This window comes from Streptomyces sp. NPDC001634, assembly GCF_040298185.1.
Taxonomy (GTDB): Bacteria; Actinomycetota; Actinomycetes; order Streptomycetales; family Streptomycetaceae; genus Streptomyces.
On the sequence record NZ_JBEOZU010000004.1, the window covers coordinates 78,976 to 100,568 of the forward strand.

Below are 21,593 nucleotides of genomic sequence, written 5' to 3' on the forward strand. Positions count from 1 at the left end.
GCGTACGTCACCGACGTATGCCCTGCGAGTGCGCTCCGGCGCACGCCTGCTTGCCCGGCTGTGCCTTCTGGGGCTGTGACACAAGCGGCTGTCGCCGCGGGCCCCGGACCCCCGCATCCCGATTGAACTGCCTTACGGAGCCTGAAAGATGCAGCGTCATCTCATCTCGGCCGCCGACCTCTCCCGCGACGACGCCGTCCTGATCCTCGACACCGCCGAGGAAATGGCCCGGGTCGCCGACCGGCCGATCAAGAAGCTGCCGACCCTGCGCGGCCGCACCGTCGTCAACCTCTTCTTCGAGGACTCCACCCGCACCCGGATCTCCTTCGAGGCCGCCGAGAAACGTCTGTCCGCGGACGTCATCAACTTCTCCGCCAAGGGATCCAGCGTGTCCAAGGGCGAGTCCCTGAAGGACACCGCCCAGACCCTGGAGGCCATGGGCGTCGACGCCGTCGTCATCCGGCACGGCGCCTCCGGGGCCCCGTACCGCCTGGCCAACTCCGGCTGGATCGACGCCGCCGTCATCAACGCCGGCGACGGCACCCACCAGCACCCGACGCAGGCCCTGCTCGACGCCTTCACCATGCGCCGCCGCCTCGTCGGCCGGGATGCCGGGCTCGGCCGCGACCTGGCCGGCAAGCGCATCACGATCGTCGGCGACGTGCTGCACAGCCGTGTCGCCCGCTCCAACGTCGACCTGCTCCACACCCTCGGCGCCGACGTCACCCTCGTCGCCCCGCCCACCCTGCTGCCGGTCGGCATAGAGTCCTGGCCCTGCGAGGTCTCCTACGACCTCGACAGCACCCTTCCCAAGTCCGACGCGGTGATGATGCTGCGCGTCCAGCGCGAGCGCATGAACGCCGCCTTCTTCCCCACCGAGCGCGAGTACTCGCGGCGCTACGGCCTCGACGGCGACCGCATGGCGAAGATGCCCGGGGACGCCATCGTGATGCACCCCGGCCCGATGGTCCGCGGCATGGAGATCACCGCCGAGGTCGCCGACTCCGACCGCTGCACCGCGGTCGAGCAGGTCGCCAACGGTGTCTCCATCCGCATGGCCGTGCTCTACCTGCTGCTGGGCGGCAACGAGCCCGCCGTCACCAACTCACGTACCGAGGAGAAGAAAGACCGATGAGCAAGATCCTGATCCGTGGTGCGAAGGTGCTCGGCGGCGAGCCGCAGGACGTGCTGATCGACGGCGAGACGATCGCCGAGGTGGGCGCCGGTCTGAGCGCCGAGGGCGCGGAGGTCGTCGAGGCCGACGGCAAGGTGCTGCTGCCGGGCCTCGTCGACCTGCACACCCATCTGCGCGAGCCCGGCCGCGAGGACTCCGAGACCGTCCTGACCGGCACGCGGGCCGCAGCGAGCGGCGGCTACACGGCCGTGTTCGCCATGGCCAACACCTTCCCGGTGGCCGACACCGCCGGCGTCGTCGAGCAGGTCTGGCGGCTCGGCCGGGAGCACGGCTACTGCGATGTGCAGCCCATCGGCGCCGTCACCGTCGGCCTGGAGGGCAAGAAGCTCGCCGAGCTGGGCGCGATGCACGAGTCGGCGGCGAACGTCACGGTCTTCTCCGACGACGGCAAGTGCGTGGACGACGCGGTGATCATGCGCCGGGCGCTGGAGTACGTGAAGGCCTTCGGCGGTGTCGTCGCCCAGCATGCGCAGGAGCCGCGCCTGACCGAGGGCGCGCAGATGAACGAGGGCGTCGTCTCCGCCGAGCTGGGCCTCGGCGGCTGGCCGGCGGTCGCCGAGGAGTCGATCATCGCGCGGGACGTCCTGCTCGCCGACCATGTCGGCTCCCGCGTCCACATCTGCCACCTGTCGACCGCCGGGTCCGTCGAGATCGTGCGCTGGGCGAAGTCCCGCGGCATCGACGTCACCGCCGAGGTCACCCCGCACCACCTCCTCCTCACCGACGAGCTGGTGCGCACCTACAACCCGGTCTACAAGGTCAACCCGCCGCTGCGCACCGAGCGCGACGTGCTGGCGCTGCGCGAGGCCCTCGCCGACGGCACGATCGACATCGTCGCCACCGACCACGCCCCGCACCCGCACGAGGACAAGGACTGCGAGTGGGCCGCCGCCGCCATGGGCATGGTCGGTCTGGAGACCGCGCTGTCCGTGGTCCAGGAGACGATGGTCGACACCGGGCTGCTCGACTGGGCGGGCGTCGCCGACCGCATGTCCTTCAAGCCCGCGCAGATCGGGCAGGCCCAGGGCCACGGGCGTCCCGTCTCGGCAGGCGAGCCCGCCAACCTCACCCTCGTCGACACGGCATACCGTGGGCAGGTGGACCCCGCGGGCTTCGCCTCGCGCAGCCGCAACACCCCGTACGAGGGCCGTGAGCTGCCGGGCCGTGTCACGCGCACATGGCTCCGGGGCAAGGCCACGCTCGTCGACGGGAAGCTCACGTGACACCTCTGAACCTGCCGGCTGCCGCACACGGAGCCGTACTCGCCGCCGGAGAGAAGTCGGCTCCGGTGACCGACTGGGCCGCCCGCATCGGCTGGCTCGTCGGACTCGCCCTGTTCATCGCGCTCGTCTACTGGCTGATGCGCGAGGGCTGGAAGTGGCGCGGCACCCTCCAGAGCGACCTGCCGGAGCTGCCCAGCGCGCCCGAAGAGCCCGGTGAGCCCAGACTGACGATGAGCGGCCGCTACCACGGCTCCACCACAGCCGGGCAGTGGCTGGACCGGATCGTGGCCCATGGCCTCGGCACCCGCAGCCGGGTCGAGCTCACGCTGACGGACGCGGGCCTGGACGTCGTACGCCCCGGGGCGACCGACTTCTTCGTCCCGGCGGCGCAGCTGCGCGGGGCCCGGCTCGACAAGGGCATCGCCGGCAAGGTCCTCACCGAGGGCGGACTGCTGGTCGTGACCTGGGCGCTCGGCGACAAGCTGATCGACTCCGGGTTCCGCTCCGACCGCGCGGCCGAGCACAACGAGTGGGTCGACACCCTGAACCAGATGACCAACAAGACGGAAGGCGCACGATGACGACCTCCACCAGGGGAGCCGTGAAGGTTCCCGCAGTACTCGTCCTGGAGGACGGCCGGACCTTCCGCGGCCGAGCCTACGGGGCCGTGGGGGTGACCTTCGGCGAGGCCGTGTTCTCCACCGGCATGACCGGCTACCAGGAGACCCTCACCGACCCGTCCTATCACCGCCAGGTCGTCGTGATGACCGCCCCCCACGTCGGCAACACCGGCGTCAACGACGAGGACCCCGAGTCCAAGCGGATCTGGGTCGCGGGCTACGTCGTGCGCGACCCCGCGCGCGTGCCCTCCAACTGGCGCGCCAAGCGCTCGCTGGACGAGGAGCTGCGCCACCAGGGCATCGTCGGCATCAGCGGTATCGACACGCGTGCGCTCACCCGCCATCTGCGCGAGCGCGGCGCCATGCGCGTCGGCATCTTCTCCGGCAACGCTCTGCCCGACGAGGGCACGATGCTCGCCGAGGTGCGCCAGGCGCCCGAGATGAAGGGCGCGAACCTGTCCGCCGAGGTCGCCACCCGGGAGCCGTACGTCGTCCCGGCGATCGGCGAGAAGAAGTTCACTGTCGCCGCGATCGACCTCGGCATCAAGGGCATGACGCCGCACCGCATGGCCGAGCGCGGCATCGAGGTGCACGTGCTGCCCGCGACGGCGACCGTCGAGGACGTGTACGCCGTGAACCCGGACGGCGTGTTCTTCTCCAACGGCCCGGGCGACCCGGCCACGGCCGACCACCCGGTCGCCGTCATGCAGGCCGTGCTGGAGCGCAGGACGCCCCTGTTCGGCATCTGCTTCGGCAATCAGATCCTGGGCCGCGCGCTCGGCTTCGGCACCTACAAGCTGAAGTACGGCCACCGCGGCATCAACCAGCCGGTGCAGGACCGTACGACCGGCAAGGTCGAGGTCACCGCGCACAACCACGGCTTCGCCGTCGACGCCCCCCTCGACAGGGTGTCCGACACCCCCTACGGCCGCGCCGAGGTCTCCCACGTCTGCCTCAACGACAACGTGGTGGAGGGCCTCCAGCTGCTCGACCGGCCGGCCTTCAGCGTCCAGTACCACCCCGAAGCGGCAGCGGGCCCGCACGACGCCGCCTACCTGTTCGACCGCTTCACGTCTTTGATGAGCACAGTCCTGATGGAGGGCCAGCGTGCCTAAGCGCACCGATATCCAGTCCGTCCTGGTCATCGGCTCCGGCCCGATCGTCATCGGTCAGGCCGCCGAGTTCGACTACTCCGGCACCCAGGCGTGCCGGGTCCTGAAGTCCGAGGGGCTGAGGGTCGTCCTGGTCAACTCCAACCCGGCGACGATCATGACCGACCCGGAGATCGCCGACGCCACGTACGTCGAGCCGATCACCCCGGAGTTCGTCGAGAAGATCATCGCCAAGGAGCGGCCGGACGCGCTGCTGCCCACTCTGGGCGGCCAGACGGCGCTCAACACGGCCATCTCGCTGCACGAGAACGGCGTCCTGGAGAAGTACGGCGTCGAGCTGATCGGCGCCAACGTCGAGGCCATCCACAAGGGCGAGGACCGCGACCAGTTCAAGGAGGTCGTGGAGGCGGTCCGGCAGAAGACCGGGCACGGTGAGTCCGCCCGGTCCGTGATCTGCCACTCCATGGACGAGGTGCTGGCCGGCGTCGAGGAGCTCGGCGGCTACCCGGTCGTCGTCCGCCCCTCCTTCACCATGGGCGGCGCGGGCTCCGGCTTCGCGCACGACGAGGAGGAGCTGCGCCGCATCGCCGGCCAGGGCCTCACGCTCTCCCCGACCACCGAGGTGCTCCTGGAGGAGTCCATCCTCGGCTGGAAGGAGTACGAGCTGGAGCTGATGCGCGACAAGCACGACAACGTCGTGGTCGTCTGCTCCATCGAGAACTTCGACCCGATGGGCGTCCACACCGGCGACTCGATCACCGTGGCGCCCGCGATGACGCTGACCGACCGCGAGTACCAGATCCTGCGCGACATCGGCATCGCCGTGATCCGCGAGGTCGGCGTCGACACCGGCGGCTGCAACATCCAGTTCGCGGTGAACCCCGAGGACGGTCGTGTGATCGTCATCGAGATGAACCCGCGTGTGTCGCGCTCGTCGGCCCTCGCCTCCAAGGCGACCGGCTTCCCCATCGCCAAGATCGCGGCCAAGCTCGCCGTCGGCTACACGCTCGACGAGATCCCGAACGACATCACGCGGGAGACCCCGGCCTCCTTCGAGCCGACCCTCGACTACGTCGTCGTCAAGGCGCCGCGGTTCGCCTTCGAGAAGTTCCCGAGCGCCGACAACACGCTGACCACGACGATGAAGTCGGTCGGCGAGGCCATGGCGATCGGCCGCAACTTCACCGAGGCGTTCCAGAAGGCGCTGCGCTCGCTGGAGAAGAAGGGCAGCCAGTTCACGTTCGTCGGCGAGCCCGGCGACAAGGCTCTTCTCCTCCAAGAGGCGGTGCGCCCGACCGACGGCCGGATCAACACGGTCATGCAGGCCATCCGCGCCGGTGCCACCCAGGAAGAGGTCTTCGAGGCCACGAAGATCGACCCCTGGTTCGTCGACCAGCTGTTCCTGATCAAGGAGATCGCGGACGAACTGGCCGGGGCCGACCGCCTGGACGTCGACCTGCTCGCCGAGGCCAAGCGGCACGGCTTCTCCGACCAGCAGATCGCCGAGATCCGCGGGCTGCGCGAGGACGTCGTGCGCGAGGTGCGGCACTCGCTGGGCGTGCGCCCGGTGTACAAGACGGTCGACACATGCGCGGCCGAGTTCGCCGCGAGGACGCCGTACTTCTACTCCTCCTACGACGAGGAGACCGAGGTCGCGCCGCGCGAGAAGCCCGCGGTCATCATCCTGGGCTCGGGTCCCAACCGCATCGGCCAGGGCATCGAGTTCGACTACTCCTGCGTCCACGCCTCCTTCGCGCTCAGCGACGCCGGGTACGAGACCGTGATGGTCAACTGCAACCCGGAGACGGTCTCCACGGACTACGACACCTCCGACCGTCTGTACTTCGAGCCTCTGACGCTGGAAGACGTGCTGGAGATCGTCCACGCCGAGCAGCAGGCCGGCCCGGTCGCGGGTGTCGTGGTCCAGCTGGGCGGCCAGACTCCGCTGGGCCTGGCGCAGGCGCTGAAGGACAACGGCGTGCCGATCGTGGGCACTTCCCCGGAGGCGATCCACGCCGCCGAGGACCGTGGGGCGTTCGGGCGCGTGCTCGCCGAGGCCGGCCTCCCGGCCCCCAAGCACGGCACCGCCACCACCTTCGCCGAGGCCAAGGCCATCGCGGACGAGATCGGCTACCCGGTCCTCGTCCGGCCGTCGTACGTCCTCGGCGGGCGCGGCATGGAGATCGTGTACGACGAGGCCCGGCTGTCGTCCTACATCGCCGAGTCGACCGAGATCAGCCCCTCCCGGCCGGTGCTGGTCGACCGCTTCCTCGACGACGCCATCGAGATCGACGTCGACGCCCTGTACGACGGCGAGGAGCTGTACCTCGGCGGCGTCATGGAGCACATCGAGGAGGCCGGTATCCACTCCGGCGACTCGGCGTGCGCGCTTCCCCCGATCACGCTGGGCGGCTTCGACGTCAAGCGGCTGCGGGCCTCCACGGAGGCCATCGCGAAGGGCGTCGGCGTCCGTGGCCTGATCAACATCCAGTTCGCGATGGCGGGGGACATCCTGTACGTCCTGGAGGCCAACCCGCGTGCCTCCCGTACCGTTCCCTTCACCTCGAAGGCGACCGCGGTGCCGCTGGCGAAGGCCGCGGCCCGGATCTCGCTGGGCGCCACCATCGCCGAACTGCGGGCCGAGGGGCTGCTGCCCGTGCGCGGTGACGGCGGCGAGCTCCCGCTCGACGCGCCGATCTCCGTCAAGGAGGCCGTGATGCCGTGGTCGCGCTTCCGCGACATCCACGGGCGCGGCGTCGACACGGTCCTCGGCCCGGAGATGCGCTCCACCGGCGAGGTCATGGGCATCGACTCCGTCTTCGGCACGGCGTACGCCAAGTCGCAGGCGGGGGCGTACGGTCCGCTGCCGACCAAGGGCCGCGCCTTCATCTCCGTCGCGAACCGCGACAAGCGCTCGATGATCTTCCCCGCGCGCGAGCTGGTCGCCCACGGCTTCGAGCTGCTCGCCACGTCCGGTACGGCCGAGGTGCTCAAGCGCAACGGCATCCACGCCACGGTCGTGCGCAAGCAGTCCGAGGGCACCGGACCGAACGGTGAGCGGACCATCGTCCAGCTCATCCACGACGGCGAGGTCGATCTCATCGTCAACACCCCGTACGGCACCGGAGGCCGCCTCGACGGCTACGACATCCGTACGGCGGCCGTTGCGCGCTCCGTGCCGTGTCTGACGACGGTCCAGGCGCTCGCGGCGGCGGTGCAGGGCATCGACGCCCTCAACCACGGTGATGTGGGCGTCCGTTCGCTCCAGGAACACGCGGAACACCTGACCGCGGCCCGCGACTAGCAGCCCTGAGGGGGACATCGGAAACGGTGTCCCCCTCTTCATGAGGTTCATGAGGACACTGAGAGATGTACAAGCTTTTCTTCCGTCTGGTTTTCAAACGGATGGATCCTGAAGAGGCCCACTACCTGGCCTTTCGCTGGATCCGCCTCGCCGTACGCATCCCCGCGCTGCGCACCTTCGTCGCCGCCGCCCTCGCGCCCCGCTACAAGGAGCTGCGCACGGAGGCGTTCGGGCTGCGGATGCACGGGCCGTTCGGGCTTGCGGCCGGCTTCGACAAGAACGCGATCGCGATCGACGGGATGTCGATGCTGGGCTTCGACCATGTCGAGATCGGCACGGTGACCGGGGAGCCGCAGCCGGGCAACCCGAAGAAGCGCCTGTTCCGCCTCGTCGCGGACCGGGCGCTGATCAACCGCATGGGCTTCAACAACGAGGGCTCGCTGGCCGTGGCCGCGCGCCTGGCGTCGCGTACGCCCGTCTTCAGGACGGTCGTGGGCGTCAACATCGGCAAGACCAAGGTCGTCCCGGAGGACGAGGCCGTCGGGGACTACGTGAAGTCGACCGAGCGCCTGGCGCCGTACGCCGACTACCTGGTGGTCAACGTGTCCTCCCCGAACACGCCGGGCCTGCGCAACCTCCAGGCGACCGAGGCGCTGCGCCCGCTGCTGAGCGCCGTGCGCGAGGCCGCCGACCGCACGGTCACCACGCGGCGCGTCCCGCTCCTGGTGAAGATCGCGCCGGACCTCGCCGACGAGGACGTCGACGCCGTCGCCGACCTCGCCGTGGAACTGGGCCTGGACGGGATCATCGCCACCAACACCACCATCGCGCGCGAGGGACTCGGTCTGAAGTCCGCACCCTCCCTGGTGAAGGAGACCGGCGGGCTGTCGGGCGCCCCGCTGAAAGCGCGCTCCCTGGAGGTGCTGCGCCGCCTCTACGCGCGCGTGGGCGACCGCATCACCCTCGTGGGCGTCGGCGGCATCGAGAACGCCGAGGACGCCTGGCAGCGGATCCTCGCCGGTGCCACGCTCGTACAGGGCTACAGCGCGTTCATCTACGAGGGGCCCTTCTGGGGCCGCGCCATCCACAAGGGGCTCGCCGCGCGCCTGCGTACGAGCCCGTACGCCACCCTCGCCGACGCGGTCGGCGCCGACGTGAGGAAGCCCGCATGACAGCTCTGGAACCCTTCGGCGCACGCCTGCGCCGCGCCATGGACGAGCGCGGACCGCTCTGTGTCGGCATCGACCCGCATGCCTCGCTGCTCACCGAGTGGGGCCTGAACGACGACGTGGCGGGCCTGGAGCGGTTCAGCCGCACGGTCGTCGAGGCGATGGCCGACCGGGTCGCCGTCCTCAAGCCGCAGAGCGCCTTCTTCGAGCGCTTCGGGTCGCGCGGCGTCGCCGTCCTGGAGAAGTCGGTCGAGGAGGCCCGGGCGGCCGGGGCGCTGGTTGTCATGGACGCCAAGCGCGGCGACATCGGCTCGACCATGGCCGCGTACGCCGAGTCCTTCCTCCACAAGGACGCCCCGCTGTTCTCGGACGCGCTGACCGTGTCGCCGTATCTCGGCTACGGGTCGCTCAGGCCGGCCGTGGAGCTGGCGCGCGAGAGCGGCGCCGGGCTCTTCGTGCTGGCGCTCACCTCCAACCCGGAGGGCGGCGAGGTGCAGCACGCGGTGCGGGCCGACGGCCGGAATGTCGGGGCGACGATGCTCGCCCACCTCGCCGCCGAGAACGCGGGGGAGGAGCCCCTCGGCTCGTTCGGCGCGGTCGTCGGCGCCACGCTCGGCGATCTGTCGTCGTACGACCTCGACATCAACGGACCCCTCCTCGCGCCCGGCATCGGCGCCCAGGGAGCCACTCCGGCCGACCTTCCCGGGGTCTTCGGGGCGGCGGTGCGCAATGTCGTACCGAATGTGAGCCGCGGGGTGCTGCGCCACGGTCCCGACGTCGTCGCTCTGCGTGAGGCCGCGGAGCGCTTCGCGGAGGAGATCCGGGCCGCTGTGGCCGCGGGTTAGACCCTCCGCGGGGGGCGGGACGAGTCCTCCGACGAGTGCCTCGGAGGCCGCTTGAGTCTGAATACATCCTCAAATCCGGGGCAATATGTCCGAAAAGTCTGGCTCGATAGAGGCTGACCAGGACTTTTCCGCTGTTCTCGCTGACTCTGGCGCGCTCGCCCGCTAGTCTCCGACGAGTGGGGGCACCTCCCACACCCTTTAGGTAGTGGGGGAGAACGGGCAAGCGTGTTGCTCGTGGCTCCCCAGGTGTGGGGCGACTAGGTTCCTCACCGGTCCGTATCCGACAGTTCGACATCCGAGGTGACGTAGGCGTGGCTCTTCCGCCCCTTACCCCTGAACAGCGCGCAGCCGCGCTCGAAAAGGCCGCCGCGGCTCGCCGGGAGCGGGCCGAGGTCAAGAATCGACTCAAGCACTCCGGCGCCTCCCTTCACGAGGTCATCAAGCAGGGCCAGGAGAACGACGTCATCGGCAAGATGAAGGTCTCCGCCCTTCTCGAGTCCCTGCCGGGCGTGGGCAAGGTCCGCGCCAAGCAGATCATGGAGCGACTCGGTATCTCCGAGAGCCGCCGCGTGCGTGGTCTCGGTTCCAACCAGATCGCCTCCCTGGAGCGTGAGTTCGGCAGCACTGCCAGCTGAGTCCGGGGCACTCCGGGATTGCTGGAATAATCGCTGCATGAGTGAACGTCCGCGGCTGACCGTGCTCTCCGGCCCCTCCGGGGTCGGCAAGAGCACGGTCGTCGCCCATATGCGCAAGGAACACCCCGAGGTCTGGCTCTCGGTGTCGGCGACGACCCGGGCGCCCCGCCCCGGTGAGCAGCACGGAGTCCACTACTTCTTCGTCACGGACGAGGAGATGGACAAGCTGATCGCCAACGGTGAGCTTCTGGAGTGGGCCGAGTTCGCCGGCAACCGCTACGGCACTCCGCGGGCCGCAGTGCTGGAGCACCTGGAGGCCGGGGTACCGGTCCTGCTGGAGATCGACCTCCAGGGCGCCCGGCAGGTCCGCGAGTCCATGCCCGAGGGCCGGCTCGTGTTCCTGGCCCCTCCCTCCTGGGAGGAGCTCGTGCGCAGACTCACCGGACGAGGCACCGAGCCGCCCGAGGTGATCGAGCGCCGCCTGGAGGCGGCCAAGATCGAGCTGGCGGCCGAGCCGGAGTTCGATGTGACCCTGGTCAACACCTCGGTCGAGGATGTGGCGCGCGAGCTGCTAGCCTTGATGGACGTTGTGTGATCAGGGTTGTGTGATCAGGTCTGATCTTTCCCCATCTTTCGGAAGGTAGAGCGTGTCCTCTTCCATCACCGCGCCCGAGGGCATCATCAACCCGCCGATCGACGAGCTCCTTGAGGCCACGGACTCGAAGTACAGCCTCGTGATCTACGCGGCCAAGCGTGCCCGCCAGATCAACGCGTACTACTCGCAGCTCGGCGAGGGCCTCCTCGAGTACGTCGGTCCGCTCGTGGACACCCACGTTCACGAGAAGCCGCTCTCGATCGCCCTGCGTGAGATCAACGCGGGTCTGTTGACGTCCGAGGCCATCGAGGGCCCGGCGCAGTAGTACTTTCAGATTGCAGTTGGCTTATCCACAGGCCCGGCAGCGCGACTGCCGGGCCTGTGGTGTGTCATGGAGTCGTACGTTTCCTAGCCGGGGAGAGACGGTGGACAAGCCGAAGGTCGTTCTGGGGGTCAGTGGCGGCATCGCCGCGTACAAGGCCTGTGAGCTGCTCAGAAGGCTGACGGAGTCGGGCCATGACGTGCGTGTGGTCCCCACGGCCTCAGCGCTGCAATTCGTGGGCGCCGCCACCTGGTCCGCGCTCTCCGGCAACCCCGTCTCGACCGAGGTCTGGGACGACGTCCACGAGGTTCCGCACGTCCGCATAGGACAGCACGCCGACCTGGTCGTCGTGGCTCCGGCGACGGCCGACATGCTCGCCAAGGCGGCCCACGGTCTGGCCGACGACCTCCTGACGAACACGCTCCTCACCGCCCGCTGCCCGGTGGTCTTCGCCCCCGCCATGCACACCGAGATGTGGGAGCACCCGGCCACCCAGGAGAACGTGGCGACGTTGCGGCGCCGCGGCGCCGTGGTGATCGAGCCGGCGGTGGGCCGGCTGACCGGCGTCGACACCGGCAAGGGCCGCCTGCCCGATCCGGGCGAGATCTTCGAGGTCTGCCGCCGGGTGCTGGCCCGGGGCGTGAGCGAGCCGGACCTCAGGGGCCGTCATGTCGTCGTGACCGCCGGCGGCACCCGCGAGCCCCTCGACCCCGTCCGGTTCCTCGGCAACCGCTCTTCCGGCAAGCAGGGCTACGCCCTGGCTCGTACGGCCGCGGCCCGGGGTGCCCGGGTCACCCTGATCGCCGCGAACACGGGCCTGCCCGATCCGGCCGGAGTGGACGTCGTGCAGGTGGGCACCGCGGTCCAGCTGCGCGAGGCGGTGCTGAAGGCGGCAGCGGACGCGGATGCCGTGGTGATGGCCGCGGCGGTGGCGGACTTCCGCCCGGCGACCTACGCCTCGGGAAAGATCAAGAAGAAGGACGGCCAGGATCCGGAACCCATCGTCCTGGTCAGGAATCCGGACATTCTCGCGGAGGTCTCGGCCGACCGTGCCCGCCCGGGCCAGGTCATAGTCGGCTTCGCCGCCGAGACGGACGACGTACTGGCGAACGGCCGTACGAAACTGGAGCGCAAGGGCTGCGATCTGCTCGTGGTGAACGAGGTGGGGGAGCGCAAGACCTTCGGCTCCGAGGAGAACGAGGCGGTCGTGCTGGGTGCCGACGGCAGTGAGAATCCGGTGCCGTACGGGCCCAAGGAAGCGCTGGCCGAGACGGTGTGGGACCTTGTCGTACCTCGTCTGGCCTGAAGGTTTCATTCACCGCCCAGCACCCCCATACCTCGGACATTCATGCGTGGCGACCCTGGAAAAGAGCGTGCGCCATTGGGCAGAATGCCCGTGCCGCAGGTCACAGGGCTCCCGAGAGGCGAGACAGGTGGGCCGGTGGTCGAGCCCGACCGATAAACTGTTCTCGGACGACGCCGGGCGCAGCCCCCGTCCCGTCCGCCCATGATCAGCCAGCAGCCGCTGCAACCCCAGGGAGCGTTGTGTCCCGTCGCCTGTTCACCTCGGAGTCCGTGACCGAGGGTCACCCCGACAAGATCGCTGACCAGATCAGCGACACCATTCTCGACGCGCTCCTGCGCGAGGACCCGACATCCCGGGTCGCCGTGGAGACGCTGATCACCACCGGCCTGGTGCACGTGGCCGGCGAGGTCACGACCAAAACCTACGCCGACATCGCGACGCTGGTCCGCAACAAGATCCTCGAGATCGGCTACGACTCCTCGAAGAAGGGCTTCGACGGCGCGTCCTGCGGCGTTTCCGTGTCGATCGGCGCGCAGTCCCCGGACATCGCACAGGGTGTGGACACGGCGTACGAGTCCCGTGTCGAGGGCGACGACGACGAGCTGGACCGTCAGGGCGCCGGCGACCAGGGCCTGATGTTCGGCTACGCGACGGACGAGACCCCGACGCTGATGCCGCTGCCGATCTTCCTGGCGCACCGCCTGTCCAAGCGCCTGTCCGACGTCCGCAAGAACGGCACGATCCCCTACCTGCGCCCGGACGGCAAGACGCAGGTCACCATCGAGTACGACGGTGACAAGGCGGTCCGCCTCGACACGGTGGTCATCTCCTCGCAGCACGCGAGCGACATCGACCTGGAATCCCTCCTGGCCCCCGACATCCGCGAGTTCGTGGTGGAGCCGGAGCTGAAGGCGCTGCTGGACGACGGCATCAAGCTGGAGACCGAGGGCTACCGTCTGCTGGTCAACCCCACCGGCCGCTTCGAGATCGGCGGCCCGATGGGCGACGCGGGCCTCACCGGCCGCAAGATCATCATCGACACGTACGGCGGCATGGCCCGCCACGGCGGCGGCGCGTTCTCCGGCAAGGACCCGTCCAAGGTGGACCGTTCGGCGGCGTACGCGATGCGGTGGGTCGCCAAGAACGTCGTGGCGGCGGGCCTGGCCTCCCGCTGCGAGGTCCAGGTCGCGTACGCGATCGGCAAGGCCGAGCCGGTCGGCCTGTTCGTCGAGACCTTCGGCACGGCCAAGGTCGACGCCGAGAAGATCGAGAACGCGATCAACGAGGTCTTCGACCTCCGCCCGGCCGCGATCATCCGCGACCTCGACCTGCTGCGCCCGATCTACGCCCAGACGGCGGCGTACGGCCACTTCGGCCGCGAACTCCCCGACTTCACCTGGGAGCGCACGGACCGGGTGGAAGCACTGAAGAAGGCGGCGGGGCTGTAAGCCTCCTGCACTTGTGCCACGAGGCCCGGCACCCGAAGGGGTGCCGGGCCTCGGCGCGTTTTCCCGTTCCGTCGGGTGTATTCCTGGACCGTTTCATCAGCTCTGACACCTGGGCCCGGTGACGGGGGCGCGCCCTCGCGGCGGGTGTGATCCGGAGCCGGGATGATCCCGGGGCCGCGTCGTTGTCAGTGGCGTTTGGTAAGAATGCAAGCGTGAGCAGCGGAAACGAGCAGCAGCGGGCGGGCCGGGGAGATGCCGCGCCGCCCGAGCAGCTTGCGCTGATTCGCGAGGCCGTGCGGAAGGCCAAGTCGCCCAGGGCCAAGCCTCGGACGTGGCGGGGGGCCGAGCTGGCCAAGGAGCTGCCCGTCGCGCGGGTGTTGGTCGACAAGGGCGTTCTGCATCTGGACCGGTACTTCGACTACGCCGTGCCCGAGGAGCTCGATGAGGCGGCCCGGCCCGGGGTGCGGGTCCGTGTGCGGTTCGGGGCCGGTGGGCGCAATGTGCGTGAAGGGCGGCGTGAAGGGGGCGGGCTCATTGACGGGTTCCTCGTCGAGCGGGTGGCCGAATCCGACTACCCCGGGGCCCTGGCGGCCCTGGCGCAGGTCGTGTCGCCCGAGCCTGTCCTTTCGCCCGAGCTGCTGGGGCTCGCCCGGGCCGTAGCCGACCGGTACGCGGGGAGTGTCGCGGATGTGCTGCAGCTCGCCGTTCCGCCCCGGCACGCCCGGGCCGAGGCCATCGAGATGGGTGCGCCGCCTCCGCCGCCCGCCGCACCCGATCCCGGGTCCTGGCGGCGGTACGGACGGGGGGCGGAGTTCCTTCGGTCGCTGGCTTCCGGCGGGGCCCCGCGAGCCGTGTGGACCGCGCTGCCCGGCCCGCAGTGGGCGGAGGAGATCGCCCGCGCCGTGCAGGCCACGCTTGCCTCCGGCCGGGGGGCGCTGGTCGTCGTGCCCGCGGGGCGGCCCGCCGCGCGGGTCGATGCCGCGCTTCGGGGGCTGCTGGGTGAGGGGCAGCACGCGCTTCTGACCGCCGACGCCGGGCAGGAACGGCGCTACCGGGAGTGGCTTGCCGTACGGCGCGGGTCCGTGCGGGCCGCCGTCGGGACCCGGGCCGCGATGTTCGCGCCCGTGCACAATCTCGGGCTCGTCGTCATCTGGGACGACGGGGATGCCAGTCACAGCGACGACAACGCCCCCTTCCCGCATGTGCGTGAAGTCCTCGAGCTCCGGGCGTCGCGGGACAAGTGTGCGTTCCTGCTGGGGAGTTGGAGTTGCACCGTCGAGGCCGCCCAACTCGTCGAGAGCGGGTGGGCCGCACCCCTCGTCGCCGACCGTGAGCAGGTGCGCGCGGCTGCGCCCCTCGTACGGACTGTGGGGGACGGGGATCTCGCCCGCGACGAGGCGGCCAGGGCGGCGCGCCTGCCGACGCTCGCCTGGGAGATCGTGCGGGACGGGCTGCGGCACGGACCTGTGCTGGTGCAGGTGCCCCGGCGTGGTTATGTGCCCCGGATGGCCTGTGCGCAGTGCCGCGCACCCGCTCGGTGCCGGCACTGTGCCGGGCCCCTGGCCGCGCAGGAGACCGGGGAGCTGCGGTGCGGGTGGTGCGGGCGGGAGGAGACCGCCTGGCGCTGTCCGGAGTGCGGCGGATTTCGGCTGCGGGCCCAGGTCGTGGGGGCGCGGCGGACCGCCGAGGAGCTGGGGCGCGCGTTTCCCGCCGTTCCGGTGCGGACCTCGGGGCGCGAGCAGGTGCTGGACACGGTGCCGGGGACGCCCGCTCTGGTGGTCAGCACCCCCGGAGCCGAACCCGTCGCCGAGGGCGGGTACGCGGCGGCGCTGCTCCTCGACGGGTGGGCCATGCTCGGGCGTCCCGATCTGCGGGCGGGCGAGGACGCGCTGCGACGGTGGATCGACGCGGGTGCGCTCGTACGGCCGCAGTCGGAGGGAGGCACCGTCGTGGTCGTGGCCGAACCGACCCTGCGGCCCGTGCAGGCGCTCGTCCGCTGGGATCCCGTCGGACACGCGACCCGGGAGCTGGCGGAGCGAGCCGAGCTGGGGTTTCCGCCGGTGTCCCGGATGGCCGCCGTGTCGGGGACGGCCGAGGCCCTGGCAGGGTTCCTCGGCGGAGCCGAACTGCCGCCGGACGCCGAGGTGTTGGGACCCGTGCCACTGCCGGCCGCTGAGGCGGGGCGACAACGGCGGGCCGGAGGACCGCCACCGGGGGAGGAGTGGGAGCGGGCGCTCATCCGGGTGCCGCCCGGGAGCGGGGCCGCGCTGGCCGCCGCGTTGAAGACCGCGCAGGCGGCCCGGACCGCGCGGGGGGGAAACGACGCGGTGCGGATCCGGATTGATCCGCCGGACATCGGGTGAGGGGCTGATGCGGGGTGACGGGGATCGGTCCGCCGGGGACCGTACCCCTCCGCACGGCCGCACGCCCCCACGGCGGTGTGCGGCGCAGTCGTGCGGCTGCCTCCCGGTGGCCGGGAGGCAGACAGAAGGGGTGCTCAGCCGTTGCGCGGGCCCGGGAAGGCCGTCGGCCTCGCCTCGTCGCGGAGGGTGGGGCTGCCTGCCGTCGGCTGTGTGGGCATCGAGCGGGCCGCGGGGACCGTGGGGATGCCCGAGCCCACGTTGAGCGTGCGGCTGCCGGACGGCTCCGGCGTGCGCTCGGTCTCGGCGGGCGCCTGGGCGGTGGCGCGGCGGGCGCCGTAACGACGGTGGACCGCCTGCTTGGTGACTCCGAGTGCGGAGCCCACGGCGTCCCACGAGAAGCCGAGCGAACGGTCGAAGTCCACGGCCGCCGTGACCAGGGTCTCGACGCTGTCCCGCAACTCCTGGGCGAGACGGACGGTCGGAGCGGGGGCGCGTCCGTAGACGACGAAGCCCGTGGAGGGGCCGGAGCGGCGCGGACGGTAGACGTTGCCCAACTGGGCGGTGAGGGTGCGCAGCGCGTCCACCTGCCGGCGGACCCGCTCGATGTCCCGCACCAGCAAGTGCAGGCTGGCCCGGGCCTGGGCGTCGTGGGTTGCGTGGTCGGCCATGAACAAGCCTCTCGAACCGGCGTGAAAAGGGTCGGGCCGCGATGGCGGCCCGTTGTGGTCAACTCTTTCTTGACCAACGCGTTTTTGGGTCTGTGGTCACGGTGCGGGGGCGTAAGGACATATGCGTACGCCCCCGAGGGGTGGTTCGCGCATGCGTACGCCCCTGGGCGGTGCTGCGCGGCGCGTGAAGCGCGCGCCATGGGTCATGGCGGCCCTCGCGCTCCCGGCGCCGGGGCCCCATAGACTGGTGCGCTGCCCACACGCCTCGGCACAGCCGAAAGTGTGTGGGTCCGTCAGAACTCCCGCCCGAGAGGCCGTCACTCACCCATGAGGCTTGTCTTCGCAGGTACCCCCGAGGTCGCCGTTCCCGCGCTGGACGCCCTGCTCGCGTCCGGGCGGCACGAGGTGGCCGCCGTCGTCACGCGGCCCGACGCGCCGGCGGGGCGCGGGCGCAGGCTCGTCGCCAGTCCCGTGGCCGAGCGGGCGGAGGAGGCCGGGATCGAGGTCCTCAAGCCCAACAGGCCCCGGGACGAGGACTTCCTCGCGAGGCTGCGGGAGATCGCGCCCGACTGCTGCCCCGTCGTCGCCTACGGTGCGCTCCTGCCGCGCGTCGCCCTCGACATCCCCGCCCACGGCTGGGTCAACCTGCACTTCTCCCTGCTCCCCGCCTGGCGCGGCGCCGCCCCCGTGCAGCACTCCCTCCTGGCGGGCGACGAGATCACCGGCGCCTCCACCTTCCTCATCGAGGAAGGGCTCGACTCCGGGCCCGTCTACGGCACGGTCACCGAGCGGATCCGGCCCACCGACACCAGCGGCGACCTGCTCACCCGACTCGCCTTCGCCGGTGCTGGGCTGCTCGCCGCCACCATGGACGGCATCCAGGACGGCACCCTCAAGGCCGTGCCGCAGCCCGCCGAGGGCGTCACGCTCGCACCGAAGATCACCGTCGAGGACGCGCACGTCGACTGGTCCGCGCCCGCGCTGCGTGCCGACCGCGTGGTGCGCGCCTGCACGCCGGCGCCCGGCGCCTGGACCACCTTCCGTGGCGAGCGGCTCAAGCTGATCCAGGTCACGCCCCTGCCCGAGCGGACGGATCTCGCCCCCGGGCACCTCTCCGTCGGTAAGAACAACGTGTACGCCGGGACCGGTTCTTACGCCGTCGAGCTGGTGTGGGTGCAGCCCCAGGGCAAGAAGCCGATGCGGGCCGCGGACTGGGCGCGCGGGGTGCGCATCGGCGCCGGGGAGACCCTCGGCAGCTGACCTCTCACCGGACACGGCCGAAGCCGCCGGGCCGCCGCTCAGGCCGGTCCCCGCCCCGGCGGCGACGACCCTTCCGGCCCCCCGCCACCCCGCCACCCCGCCACCCCGCCGACGTACGCTGGGAGGCGCACGTCATCCCACACCCGGAGCACCTTTTTCGTGAGCGACCAGCCTCGTCGTCCCCGCAAGCCCGGCAAGCCCTACCGCCGGCCCCAGAAGGACCCCGTCCGCATCCTCGCCTTCGACGCGTTGCGGGCCGTCGACGAGCGGGACGCGTACGCGAACCTCGTGCTCCCTCCGCTGCTGCGCAAGGCACGCGAGAAGGGCGACTTCGACGGGCGGGACGCGGCGCTCGCCACCGAGCTGGTGTACGGCACGCTGCGCCGCCAGGGGACGTACGACGCGATCCTCGCCGCCTGTGTCGACCGGCCGCTGCGTGACGTCGATCCGCCCGTGCTCGATGTGCTCAGCCTCGGCGTCCACCAGTTGCTGGGGACGCGGATCCCCACCCATGCCGCCGTGTCCGCCACCGTCGAGCTCGCCCGCGTCGTGCTCGGCGACGGGCGGGCCAAGTTCGTCAACGCCGTGCTGCGCAAGGTTGCCCAGGACGACCTCGACGGCTGGCTGGAGCGGGTCGCGCCGCCGTACGACGAGGACCCCGAGGACCACCTGTCCGTCGTGCACTCGCACCCGCGCTGGGTCGTGTCCGCCCTGTGGGACTCCCTCGGCGGCGGCCGCGCCGGGATCGAGGACCTTCTCGAAGCGGACAACGAGCGGCCCGAGGTCACGCTCGTCGCCCGTCCCGGCCGCGCCACCACCGAGGAGCTCCTCCGGGAGGAGGCGGCGGTGCCGGGGCGCTGGTCGCCGTACGCCGTCCGACTCGCCGAGGGTGGCGAGCCCGGTGCCGTGGAGGCCGTACGGGAAGGCCGTGCGGGCGTACAGGACGAGGGCAGCCAGCTGGTCGCCCTCGCCCTGGCGGGCGCGCCCCTGGACGGGCCCGACGAGCGGTGGCTGGACGGGTGTGCGGGGCCCGGCGGCAAGGCCGCCCTGCTCGCCGCCCTGGCCGCCGAGCGAGGGGCCGTGCTGATCGCCTCCGAGAAGCAGCCGCACCGGGCCGGCCTCGTGGCGAAGGCGCTCGCCGGGAACCCCGGGCCGTACCAGGTCATCGCCGGCGACGGGACCCGGCCGCCGTGGCGGCCCGGGACCTTCGACCGGGTCCTGATGGACGTGCCCTGTACGGGACTCGGTGCGCTGCGCCGCCGTCCCGAGGCCCGCTGGCGGCGCCGTCCCGAGGACCTCGACGGGTTCGCGCCCCTGCAGCGCGCCCTGCTGCGGACGGCCCTGGAGTCCGTACGGGTCGGAGGCGTCGTCGGCTACGCCACCTGTTCGCCCCACCTCGCCGAGACCCGTGCCGTGGTCGACGACGTGCTCAAGCACGACCGGGAGGCCGAACTCATCGACGCCAGGCCGCTGCTGCCCGGAGTACCGGCCCTCGGCGACGGCCCCGACGTCCAGCTCTGGCCGCATCTGCACGGCACGGACGCGATGTACCTGGCGATCGTCCGCCGCACGGGCTGAACCCGCACGGGTCCGCCGACCCGCGCGCCGTGTCCGGTTCGCCCTGTGAGCGGAAGGCCCGAGGGCGGACCGAGGACAACAACCGGCGCCGGGCATGGCAGGCTTGGTCCATGGCCGTGCAGATCAACCCCAGCATCCTGTCCGCCGACTTCGCCCGCCTCGCCGAGGAGGCGAAGGCTGTGGAGGGCGCCGACTGGCTTCACGTCGACGTCATGGACAACCACTTCGTCCCGAACCTGACGCTCGGCGTGCCGATCGTAGAGTCCCTGGTCCGGGCGACGGACACCCCGCTGGACTGCCATCTGATGATCGAGGACGCCGATCGGTGGGCACCTCAGTACGTCGAGGCGGGCGCCAGTTCCGTCACCTTCCACGCCGAGGCGGCCGGCGCGCCCGTGCGGCTCGCGCGTGAGATCCGGGCCAAGGGTGCACGGGCCTCCATGGCCCTCAAGCCGGCGACGCCCATCGAGCCGTACGAGGACCTGCTGCCCGAACTGGACATGCTGTTGATCATGACGGTCGAGCCCGGGTTCGGTGGCCAGGCGTTCCTGGACATCATGCTTCCGAAGATCCGTCGCACCCGTGAGCTGATCAGCAAGCACGGTCTCGAGCTCTGGCTGCAGGTCGACGGCGGTGTCTCGGCCTCCACGATCGAGCGGTGCGCGGAGGCGGGAGCGGACGTTTTCGTGGCCGGATCCGCGGTGTACGGGGCGGCCGACCCGTCCGCGGCGGTACGTGCATTGCGCACCCAGGCGGAGCGGGCGACCGCCCGTGCGTCATGGGCCTGCGACGACTGACCAAACAGAACCTGAACGCCGCCCGTCCCGGCTGATCAAGCGCGCCGGATCTGCAAGGATGAACGGCGAATGCAGAGTGTGAACAGCAGTGAGGAGATGGCCGTGTCGGGTATGTCGGCGGGCCGGTCAGCCATGCGGATGGGACCCGCTGAGCTGGTGCAGGCGGCGGCCATGGCCCGTCGCTTCTATCTAGAGGGCAAGTCCAAGATCCAGATCGCTGAGGAGTTCGGCGTCAGCCGCTTCAAGGTGGCCCGGGTCCTGGAGACCGCCCTCGAACGGGATCTCGTACGGATCGAGATCCGTGTGCCGGCCGAGCTGGACGCCGAGCGCTCCGACGCGCTGCGCGCCCGCTACGGCCTCAGGCACGCTGTCGTGGTCGAGTCCCCGGCCGATGCCGAGGAGTCGCCGGACCCGGAGAACCTCGGTGAGGTGGCCGCCGATCTGCTCGGCGAACTGGTGAACGAGGGGGATGTCCTGGGGCTGGCCTGGGGCCGGTCCACCATTCACATGGCGGCCGCCCTGGACCGGCTGCCGCCGTGCACGGTGGTGCAGCTGACGGGCGTGTACGACGCCGGGACCGCCGAGCGCGGCTCGGTGGAGGCCGTTCGTCGTGCCGCGCAGGTGTCGGGCGGGGACGCACACCCCATCTACGCGCCGATGCTGCTGCCGGACGCCGCGACCGCGGCGGCACTGCGCAACCAGACGGGGATCGCCCGCGCCTTCGAGTACTTCGACAAGGTCACGGTCGCCTGCGTCTCCATCGGCTCCTGGGAGCCGGGCATCTCGACGGTGCACGACATGCTCAGCGACGAGGAGCGGGCGCACTACGCCTCGCTCGGAGTCGCCGCCGAGATGTCCGCGCACCTCTTCGACGCCGAGGGCCGCCGGGTCGGACGGGACCTGGGGGAACGATGCATCACCGTCAAGGCGGACCAGTTGCGTCGTATCCCCGAGGTCGTCGCGATCGCGGGCGGGCAGCGGAAGGCGGCCGCGATCGACGCGGTGCTGCGGTCCGGGCTCGTCACCAGCCTGGTGACGGACACGTCGGCTGCGGACTACCTGATGACGGCGGGACCGGCGCCCAAGCCGGCCCTGAACCGCGCGGACCCGGACGGGCCCTGACAGCCGGGCGCGCGGGGGTGGCGGTGGCAGC

18 protein-coding genes are annotated in these 21,593 nt (G+C 71.1%); 17 read left to right on the top strand and 1 reads right to left on the bottom strand.

All coding sequences use genetic code 11. From position 1 onward, the window contains the following. Positions 1–148: 148 nt before the first annotated feature. The 13 genes from ABT186_RS03865 (at position 149) to ABT186_RS03925 (ending at position 16,137) form a co-directional block, all read left to right on the top strand. Positions 149–1,135, top strand: a complete 987-nt coding sequence (locus ABT186_RS03865) for an aspartate carbamoyltransferase catalytic subunit (protein WP_351226873.1) — start codon at positions 149–151, stop codon at positions 1,133–1,135. Then, the gene (locus ABT186_RS03870; protein ID WP_351226875.1) at positions 1,132–2,418 is read left to right on the top strand and encodes a dihydroorotase; all 1,287 of its coding nucleotides are present in this window, start codon (positions 1,132–1,134) and stop codon (positions 2,416–2,418) included. Before ABT186_RS03865 ends, ABT186_RS03870 begins: the two co-directional genes overlap by 4 nt. After that, the gene (locus ABT186_RS03875) at positions 2,415–2,999 is read left to right on the top strand and encodes a PH-like domain-containing protein (protein ID WP_351226877.1); all 585 of its coding nucleotides are present in this window, start codon (positions 2,415–2,417) and stop codon (positions 2,997–2,999) included. The genes ABT186_RS03870 and ABT186_RS03875 overlap by 4 nt, the downstream gene beginning before the upstream one ends. Next, positions 2,996–4,153, top strand: coding sequence for a glutamine-hydrolyzing carbamoyl-phosphate synthase small subunit (gene carA / locus ABT186_RS03880; protein WP_351226879.1), 1,158 nt, complete (start codon positions 2,996–2,998; stop codon positions 4,151–4,153). The genes ABT186_RS03875 and carA overlap by 4 nt, the downstream gene beginning before the upstream one ends. After that, positions 4,146–7,454: a carbamoyl-phosphate synthase large subunit gene (gene carB / locus ABT186_RS03885; RefSeq protein WP_351226881.1), complete on the top strand. Its 3,309-nt coding sequence runs from the start codon at positions 4,146–4,148 to the stop codon at positions 7,452–7,454. Before carA ends, carB begins: the two co-directional genes overlap by 8 nt. Before the next feature lie 65 nt (positions 7,455–7,519). Further along, positions 7,520–8,626 carry a quinone-dependent dihydroorotate dehydrogenase gene (locus tag ABT186_RS03890; protein WP_351923439.1) on the top strand — a complete coding sequence of 369 codons (1,107 nt, stop codon included), beginning with the start codon at positions 7,520–7,522 and terminating at the stop codon, positions 8,624–8,626. Next, positions 8,623–9,468, top strand: coding sequence for an orotidine-5'-phosphate decarboxylase (pyrF, locus tag ABT186_RS03895; RefSeq protein WP_351923441.1), 846 nt, complete (start codon positions 8,623–8,625; stop codon positions 9,466–9,468). Before ABT186_RS03890 ends, pyrF begins: the two co-directional genes overlap by 4 nt. A gap of 311 nt (positions 9,469–9,779) precedes the next feature. Then, positions 9,780–10,103, top strand: a complete 324-nt coding sequence (locus tag ABT186_RS03900) for an integration host factor (protein WP_006607450.1) — start codon at positions 9,780–9,782, stop codon at positions 10,101–10,103. A 37-nt stretch (positions 10,104–10,140) separates the two neighbouring features. Continuing rightward, positions 10,141–10,698 (top strand): guanylate kinase, encoded by a 558-nt coding sequence (gmk, locus tag ABT186_RS03905; RefSeq protein ID WP_351226888.1) that lies wholly within the window; start codon positions 10,141–10,143, stop codon positions 10,696–10,698. Positions 10,699–10,750: 52 nt separating this feature from the next. Next, positions 10,751–11,023: a DNA-directed RNA polymerase subunit omega gene (gene rpoZ / locus ABT186_RS03910; RefSeq protein WP_005319902.1), complete on the top strand. Its 273-nt coding sequence runs from the start codon at positions 10,751–10,753 to the stop codon at positions 11,021–11,023. A 100-nt stretch (positions 11,024–11,123) separates the two neighbouring features. Beyond that, on the top strand, positions 11,124–12,326 hold the full coding sequence (gene coaBC, locus ABT186_RS03915) for a bifunctional phosphopantothenoylcysteine decarboxylase/phosphopantothenate--cysteine ligase CoaBC (protein ID WP_351226890.1): 1,203 nt from the start codon (positions 11,124–11,126) through the stop codon (positions 12,324–12,326). A 239-nt stretch (positions 12,327–12,565) separates the two neighbouring features. Next, complete coding sequence (metK, locus tag ABT186_RS03920) at positions 12,566–13,774, top strand: methionine adenosyltransferase (RefSeq protein WP_351226892.1); 1,209 nt, start codon at positions 12,566–12,568, stop codon at positions 13,772–13,774. 212 nt (positions 13,775–13,986) lie between these two features. Further along, positions 13,987–16,137, top strand: a complete 2,151-nt coding sequence (locus ABT186_RS03925) for a primosomal protein N' (RefSeq protein WP_351923443.1) — start codon at positions 13,987–13,989, stop codon at positions 16,135–16,137. A gap of 134 nt (positions 16,138–16,271) precedes the next feature. Here the strand turns inward: ABT186_RS03925 and ABT186_RS03930 are convergent, their stop codons facing one another. Further along, a complete protein-coding gene (locus ABT186_RS03930) occupies positions 16,272–16,805 on the bottom strand; it encodes a hypothetical protein (RefSeq protein ID WP_351226896.1) in 534 nt (177 codons plus the stop codon). A gap of 327 nt (positions 16,806–17,132) precedes the next feature. Between ABT186_RS03930 and fmt the strand changes: the two genes are divergently transcribed. The 4 genes from fmt to ABT186_RS03950 all read left to right on the top strand — a co-directional run bounded on the left by fmt (position 17,133) and on the right by ABT186_RS03950 (position 21,562). Continuing rightward, the gene (gene fmt / locus ABT186_RS03935) at positions 17,133–18,065 is read left to right on the top strand and encodes a methionyl-tRNA formyltransferase (protein ID WP_351226898.1); all 933 of its coding nucleotides are present in this window, start codon (positions 17,133–17,135) and stop codon (positions 18,063–18,065) included. Positions 18,066–18,224: 159 nt separating this feature from the next. Beyond that, positions 18,225–19,643, top strand: a complete 1,419-nt coding sequence (locus ABT186_RS03940) for an RsmB/NOP family class I SAM-dependent RNA methyltransferase (protein ID WP_351923445.1) — start codon at positions 18,225–18,227, stop codon at positions 19,641–19,643. A gap of 110 nt (positions 19,644–19,753) precedes the next feature. Next, entirely contained in the window at positions 19,754–20,440 is a 687-nt protein-coding gene (rpe, locus tag ABT186_RS03945; protein ID WP_351226902.1) for a ribulose-phosphate 3-epimerase, read from the top strand. Between the two features lie 78 nt (positions 20,441–20,518). Then, a complete protein-coding gene (locus tag ABT186_RS03950; RefSeq protein WP_351226948.1) occupies positions 20,519–21,562 on the top strand; it encodes a sugar-binding transcriptional regulator in 1,044 nt (347 codons plus the stop codon). The last annotated feature ends 31 nt before the right edge of the window (positions 21,563–21,593 follow it).